Below are 6,845 nucleotides of genomic sequence, written 5' to 3'. Positions count from 1 at the left end.
GTGTTTTTGTTTTTTTTGTTCTTTTCCTCGTGCGGCCTACTCACCGGCTGGGGCGCGGGGGGGGGGGGCCCCCCCCCCCCCCCCCCCCCCCCCCCCCGGCCCTGCTCAGTGCTGCGGACGCCGGAGGGCGTCCCGCGCACGCGATACCGCAGCGCGGTCTCCGGCCCGGGCGCCCGCGGTCTTCAGCACCTCGAATTCCGGCGCGACCGTACCCGGCGGCAGCCCCTTCTCGTCCAGGCGGCGGCGCAGGGCTCGCAGCTCACCCCAGAGGGAAACCAGCACCGCACCGAATCCGGCCGCCACCCCCATCGCGACCACATGGTCCACCGGCAGACCGCCCGGCACCTGCGGCTCCGCCAGCGTCGCCACGGCCGTCACGCCGGCCAGGACGATCAGCACGATATTGCGCGCCACCGTGCCTCGCCCGATCGGGGCGGCGCTGGCGGCCCCGAAACATGAACAGACGGGGCGTTTTCCCTGGCGCAGCAGGCGCACCACCGCACCGGTGAACATTCCCAGCAGCAGTATCGCCACCAGCGCCGCACCGGCCGCGGTCCTCGGCGGCAGCAGCGCCACCGCCACGACGGCCTCCACCGCCGGGAGCACCCAGGCCACCGCGGGTATCCAGGCAAGCGGGATCCCGAACTCTCCCACCGCCTTCCGGGTGCCGGGCCCATCGGCGAGCTTTCCCCACGCCGAAAGGCCGAACACCACGGCCAGCACCAGACGCGCGACCCACACCACGTAGTCGATAGCCATGATCGCACCATCGCACACTCATGTGGACAGCGAATTACGAATCCGGGGAACAGATTTCATCCGCGGGATCGGGCGGCGACGGCGACCGCCACGAAGGTCAGCACGCAGCCGATGATCGCCGACACCGAAAGCCCGATCCCGGTCGGCGCCACCACATCCAGCACGAGGGATGCCAGCAGCTGGCCCGCCACGGACGTCAGGCCCAGCAGCAGCACCCCGATCCAGCGGACCACCAGCACCGCCAGCGCCACGAACGAAATGCCGATCAGGCCACCGAGATACAGCCACGGTTCGCTCGGCAGCGACCCGAGACCACCGCGCCGGACCAGCACTCCCGCCTCGATGACCACCAGCGCCGCCGTGCCGGTCGCGAAGTTGCCCAGCGTCGCCGAGAGCGGCCCGCCGACCGCACCCACCCGGCCGTTCACCGCCTGCTGCCAAGCCACCAGCAGGCCGGCGACCAGCGGTAACGCCACCAGCAGCATCGAGGCCGTCGCATGCCCGGCGACCGGGCCGGTGCCGCTCCGGCCGAGCACCGCGAGTAGCACGGCGACCAGCCCGAGCACCGCCGCACCGATCCGCCCGGCCGTCACCGGCGTCGGTCCGCCCGGGCCCCACCCCAGCCGATCCACCACCAGGCTGCTCACCAACTGCCCGGCCACCGCGGCCACCGTGAACGCCGTCACCCCGATGGTCGCCACCGTGAGCCCCTGACACGCAACGAAATACGCCCCCGACAGCCCACCCAGCAGCTGCCACCATCGCAACTCCCCGGTACCGAGCGCGGCCCGCACCCGCCCGACCCCCGCACGCAAGCGCCCACTGCCCGCGAACACGACGGCCAGGATCAGCAACCCACTCCCGAAACTGATGGTGGCCGCCGCGATCCCATCGCCCAGCCGCTGCCCCAGCTCCCCATTGATCCGCGCCTGAACGGCCACGGCCGCGCCGATGGACCCCCCGAACCCCAACCCCGCCCACTGCCGCATCGCCACCGCCCGATTGTCCCCGCCTTCTCCGACGCCGAAACGACCGACCAGATCATGCCGTGCGGCGGTCTGCCACGTCTCGCCCACCATGCACGAATCCCGCTCCAGCACAGGATGACCCGCAGCCGCGGTCGGGCGCAGCCCTGAGCGCCCGACGACCGCCGCCGCCCTGCCGCTCCGGATCAGAGCTGCTCCGAATCTCGTGCAGCAGGCGCCGGCACCAGATCCGAGTCCGCTGCCGCCCGGGGCAGCCAGGTGGGGACCAGAGCCGCGGCCAGCAGCAGCGGCACCCCCAGCAGAGCGACCATGACCGGCAAGGACAGCCAGGTCGTGGCCACCGCGGCGAAAACGAAGACCAGCAGGGCGATCATCTCGGTGGCGAAGCCGGACACCGAGGTCACGGTCGCACGGGCCGGGCCCGAGATGGCGTCCTGCAGGCGGGCCGAGGCGATGACATCGGCGTTGTAGTCGATGCCGTAGGCGACGCCCACCGCCGAAAAGCCCACGGCCGTCAGCACATACAGGGCTCCCGGGTGGCCAGCGGCACTACCCGCCAGCAGCGCACCACCGATGAACAGCACACCCGCCACGGCCAGTGCCGACGCCATGACGCGAGCGGATATACCCTCGGTGCGGCCTGCCAGCGTCGCGCCGGCCAGGGCTCCGGCTACCGTAACACCGACCAGGATCGCGGCCAGGGACGGCCCGGCGCCCGCGTGGTCGGCCAGCAGAGCGAAGTATTCGTCGAACGCGGTGATGCCGTTCAGCAGCGCCACCAGGATCACCCCGCGCCGAATCACCCTGACCCGTACGGCCTCTCGTATACCCACGCGCAGCATGGCCAGATAGCCGATGGATTCCGATTCGGCCGTGCGGGTTTCGGACAGGGGGTCGCGGTCATCAGTTCGCACGTGCGGCTCCTGCTCGGCCACACCGCCATCTGTGTCCTCGGCATCGTTATCCGGGGCCCCGACACCACCGTCCGTGTCTTCGAGCTCCTCCACCTCCGCCGCGGACACCGACTTCGGTGCGGTCGGCAGCAGGGCCGCGGTGGCGGTGTGCACGGCGGCGATCACCACACTGGACCACGCGACCAGCGTGTAGCCGCCCCACGCGTAGAGCGGGGCCGCGACCAGAATGCCCGCCAGCGCTGCCGATTCGGTGGCGGCGCGGACATAGCCCATCAGCCGCGGGTAGTCGGCCGTCGCGGCACGAGCGTGCAGGTCGTCGTAGATCAGCGCCTCGAAGGTGCCCGAGCGGAGCGCGCCCGAAGTACCCCACAGCACGAAGCCGACGGCGAATCCCAGGTAGGAGGGGTACAGCGTCCACACTGCGAAGCCCGCCGCCAGCAGCGCACCCGACAGGACGAGCAGGCCGCGCCTGGAGACCGTGTCGGCCCAGGCACCGGAGGGAATCTCCAGCAGGAACGAGGTCGCGGACCAGATGGCGAACAGCGACGAGATCTGCGCCGCGTTCAGGCCATGGTCGGCGAACAGCAGCGCGTAGATCGCGTAGAGCGGGATCAGGTCCGCCGTGACGGCGAACAGCATCGCCCGCAGCGTCAGTGCGCGTATCGAATGGGTTGGTACCCGAATCGAGTGGGTCGGTGCGCGCGTCGAGCCCACGCGCTCGGCGTGAGCCCGGGGCAGCGCACTACGGAGTACGAATCAACACGCGTAGATGAGCAGCCGCATGAGATCAACCCTGCGCGCCGGGCGCTCCACCGTCAAGCGGATTGTCCAGCGGTATCCAGCCATTGGTGGACGGCTCGCCCTCCGACACCGCCGCGCCGACCAGGCCGTGCCGGTCATTGAGGTCGTTGATGAGCTCGGACACCGGGTGCGAATCGCTGTAGTGGTAGCCCTGGGCCAGCGCGAAACCGAGCTCGGTGAGCACGGCGGCCTGGTATTCGGTTTCCACGCCCTCGGCGATGACCTGCAGATCCAGCGACTTGCTCAGCGCCGCGATCACGCCCAGCAGCGGCGGCGCGGGGGAATCCGACTGGATGGACGCCACGAAGGACTGGTCCACCTTGAGGATGTCCGACGGCAGCGTGGCCAGCCGGCTGAGCGAGGAGTAGCCGGTGCCGAAATCGTCGATGGCGATGCGGACACCGAACTCGCGCAGCTTGTGCAGGTTCGCGATGGCCGTCTCGGATTCGGCGGCCAGCTCGCTCTCGGTCACCTCGAGCACGAGTTGCTCGGCGGGCCAGCCGGTTTCCGCGAGGATGCCGGAAACCCGGTCGGCGTACTCGTTTTCGGCCAGCTCCAGCCCGCTCACATTGACGTTCAGGGTCAGATCCAGCTGGGCGAAGGTCTCCTGCAACCGGGCGGCATCGGCGCAAGCCCGCCGCAGCACCAGTTCGTCCAGATCGGAGATGAGGTCGTATTCCTCGGCGACCCGGATCAGCCCCTCGGTGGTCACATCGGGCTGCGCGTGCGAAGACCAGCGCAGCAGGGCTTCCACGCCGACCGCGCGGGTCGCGCCATCGGTGAGACTCACGATCGGCTGGTACTGCACATCCAGGGTGCCGCGATCGATGGCCTCCCGCAGCTCCACCGCCAGCGGCAGCTGCCGCGAGGACTCCAGCACGGTGCGATTGCGGCCCGCCTGCTTGGCCCGGTACAGGCCCACATCCGCACGCGACACCAGCAGCGACCCGGATTCGCCCGGCTGCCAGGACGTCACACCCGCGGAACAGCCGGTGGTGACGGCCGCGCGCAGCTCCTCGGTCAGCAGGATCGCGGCCTGCTCCGTCGTCCCGGGCAGCAGCAGCGCGAACGCGTCACCGCCGTAGCGGGCCAGCCGCTGCTCCGGCGCAAGCAGTTTCGACCAGGAGTCGGCCACCCGCCGCAGCACGGCGTCACCGGCCCGGTGCCCGAGGTGATCGTTGATCTTCTGGAAGCGGTCCAGGTCCACCAGCACCAGGGCCAGGCCCTGGCCGGTGCGGGTGGCGTGCGCGATGGCATTGCTCAGCGCCCGATCGAAACCACGCCGGTTCAGCAGCCCGGTCAGCACATCGATATCGGCGTCCGACGCCATGCGCGTCAAAATGCCGACCACGATGCCGATTCCGAACGTGATACCCGCCGGAATGATGCCCGACCACCACGGCAACCCGCGCGACGGCACCACCCACAGACAGCAGACAATGGCGAACGCTATGTGCCCGCCCAGCCAGCGCCAGGAGAAGAAGATGGCGGCATCACAGGCGACGAACACATAGAACGCCGCCAGACTGATCGCGCCGACCGTATTCGGAAACCAGTGCACCGCAACGGTCACCAGCACGGTCGCGGTCGCCACATACGCGTGATGCACCGAATGCGGCAGCCGCGGACCCCAGATCAGCAGACTGATACCCAGCAGCAGCGCCACGAACGCCGCCGCACCCACCAGCGGCCGATTGCCCTCGTCACCCGGAGCGACCGCAGTCAGAACCAGGCCCAGGACCCCGCCCATGACGTAGAACGCCCCGGTGGTCCGAGCCATGACCATTGCCGTCGCCAGCGCCGATGCCGCCCGAACCCGGGTCCGGGTATCGCCGCGGGACCCGATTCCTCGCACGCTGCCTAGCCTAGACACAAGCCCTGCCACCAGTAGAGACAACCGGCGGAATAAGCCACGCCGAGTAGCGAATATTCAGCGAGGTACCAGCACGTCGGTGCCGACGAAAGGCACCAGCGCGGCGGGCACCCGCACCGACCCATCGGCTTGCTGATGGTTCTCCAGCAAAGCGACAATCCACCGAGTCGTGGCCAAAGTGCCGTTCAGGGTGGCGGCAATCTGCGGCTTGCCGTTCTCGTCCCGGTACCGGACACTCAGGCGACGCGCCTGGAACGTCGTGCAATTCGAGGTCGAGGTGAGCTCGCGGTAGGTCTGCTGCGTGGGAACCCAAGCCTCGCAATCGAATTTGCGGGCGGCCGAGCTGCCCAGGTCGCCGGCGGCCACATCGATGACCCGGTAGGGCACCTCGATGGCGGCGAGCATCTCCTGCTCCCAGGCCAGCAGCCGCCGGTGCTCGGCGTCGGCCTGGTCCGGGGTGGTATAGACGAACATCTCCACCTTGTCGAACTGGTGCACGCGGATGATGCCGCGCGTGTCCTTGCCGTAGCTGCCCGCCTCCCGGCGGAAACACGACGACCAGCCGGCATAGCGCTTGGCGCCCGCGCTCAGATCCAGGATCTCGCCCGAGTGATAGCCCGCCAGCGGCACCTCCGAGGTGCCGACCAGGTAAAGGTCGTCGTCCTCCAGGTGGTAGACCTCGGCGGAGTGCTGGCCCAGGAACCCGGTGCCCTGCATGATCTCCGGGCGCACCAGCACCGGCGGGATCATCATGGTGAACCCGTTGGCCACCGCCTTCTGCGCGGCCAGCTGCAGCAGGCCCAGCTGCAGCAGCGCGCCGTTGCCGGTGAGGAAGTAGAAGCGCGAGCCCGACACCTTCGCGCCGCGCTCCATGTCGATCAGGCCCAGCGACTCACCCAGGTCCAGGTGATCCTTGGGCTCGAAATCGAACTCGCGCGGCGTGCCGATGGTGTCGAGCACGATGTAATCGTCCTCGCCGCCGGCGGGCGCGCCCTCCTGCACCACATTCGACAGCGCGCGCTGGGCGGCGTCGAGGTCGGCGTCCGCGGCGGTCTCGGCGGCCTCGGCCTCCTTCACCTTCGCCGACAGTTCCTGACCCAGCTGCAGCAGCGCCGGACGCTCGTCCGGGGAAGCCTTGCCGACCTTCTTGCCCAGGGCCTTCTGCTCGGCGCGCAGATTGTCGGCCGTCGCGACCGCGGCGCGACGGGCGGCATCCGCCTCGAGCAGGGCATCCACCAGGGAGGGGTCCTCACCGCGAGCGCGCTGCGATGCACGGACCACATCCGGGTTTTCCCGCAGGAATCGAAGGTCGATCATGGCCATTGAGCCTAGTAGGCGACCGCCAGTGGATTTCGTGTAGGTCCACGGCCTCGGTATTCGATCTTGATCGGCGCGGTTTCGCCCCCGATCCCGCCGATCCACCCCACGACCGGCCGATATCCACCCTAGGGTTAGCGGCATGGGACGGCAGGGAGTCCGGCAGCGGCTCCGCCGTGGTCTTTCCGAGGAGTG

The 6,845-nt window shown here is 69.5% G+C and carries 5 protein-coding genes; all 5 read right to left on the bottom strand.

Going from position 1 to position 6,845, the window contains the following annotated elements; all coding sequences use genetic code 11:
- Positions 1-105 precede the first annotated feature (105 nt).
- The 5 genes from ACFXHE_RS19220 to serS all read right to left on the bottom strand — a co-directional run bounded on the left by ACFXHE_RS19220 (position 106) and on the right by serS (position 6,650).
- Positions 106-759, bottom strand: a complete 654-nt coding sequence (locus ACFXHE_RS19220) for a MauE/DoxX family redox-associated membrane protein (protein ID WP_379384716.1) — start codon at positions 757-759, stop codon at positions 106-108.
- Between the two features lie 56 nt (positions 760-815).
- Positions 816-1,838, bottom strand: a complete 1,023-nt coding sequence (locus tag ACFXHE_RS19215; protein ID WP_379384714.1) for a DMT family transporter — start codon at positions 1,836-1,838, stop codon at positions 816-818.
- A gap of 92 nt (positions 1,839-1,930) precedes the next feature.
- Complete coding sequence (locus ACFXHE_RS19210) at positions 1,931-3,298, bottom strand: MFS transporter (RefSeq protein ID WP_379384712.1); 1,368 nt, start codon at positions 3,296-3,298, stop codon at positions 1,931-1,933.
- Positions 3,299-3,446: 148 nt separating this feature from the next.
- The gene (locus tag ACFXHE_RS19205) at positions 3,447-5,315 is read right to left on the bottom strand and encodes a putative bifunctional diguanylate cyclase/phosphodiesterase (protein WP_379384710.1); all 1,869 of its coding nucleotides are present in this window, start codon (positions 5,313-5,315) and stop codon (positions 3,447-3,449) included.
- 75 nt (positions 5,316-5,390) lie between these two features.
- Positions 5,391-6,650, bottom strand: coding sequence for a serine--tRNA ligase (gene serS, locus ACFXHE_RS19200; protein WP_379384708.1), 1,260 nt, complete (start codon positions 6,648-6,650; stop codon positions 5,391-5,393).
- Positions 6,651-6,845: the final 195 nt, after the last annotated feature.

Origin of the sequence: Nocardia sp. NPDC059229 (genome assembly GCF_042754165.1) — a bacterium.
Lineage (GTDB): Bacteria > Actinomycetota > Actinomycetes > Mycobacteriales > Mycobacteriaceae > Nocardia.
The sequence above is the reverse complement of the archived record's forward strand: the minus strand, read 5'-3'. Positions and strand labels throughout refer to the sequence as shown.

Coding starts and splice junctions, on each gene's coding strand:
- ACFXHE_RS19220 (WP_379384716.1), bottom strand. CDS start 759: ATGGCTATCGACTACGTGGTGTGGGTCGCGCGTCTGGTGCTGGCCGTG.
- ACFXHE_RS19215 (WP_379384714.1), bottom strand. CDS start 1,838: ATGGTGGGCGAGACGTGGCAGACCGCCGCACGGCATGATCTGGTCGGT.
- ACFXHE_RS19210 (WP_379384712.1), bottom strand. CDS start 3,298: ATGCTGTTCGCCGTCACGGCGGACCTGATCCCGCTCTACGCGATCTAC.
- serS (WP_379384708.1), bottom strand. CDS start 6,650: ATGATCGACCTTCGATTCCTGCGGGAAAACCCGGATGTGGTCCGTGCA.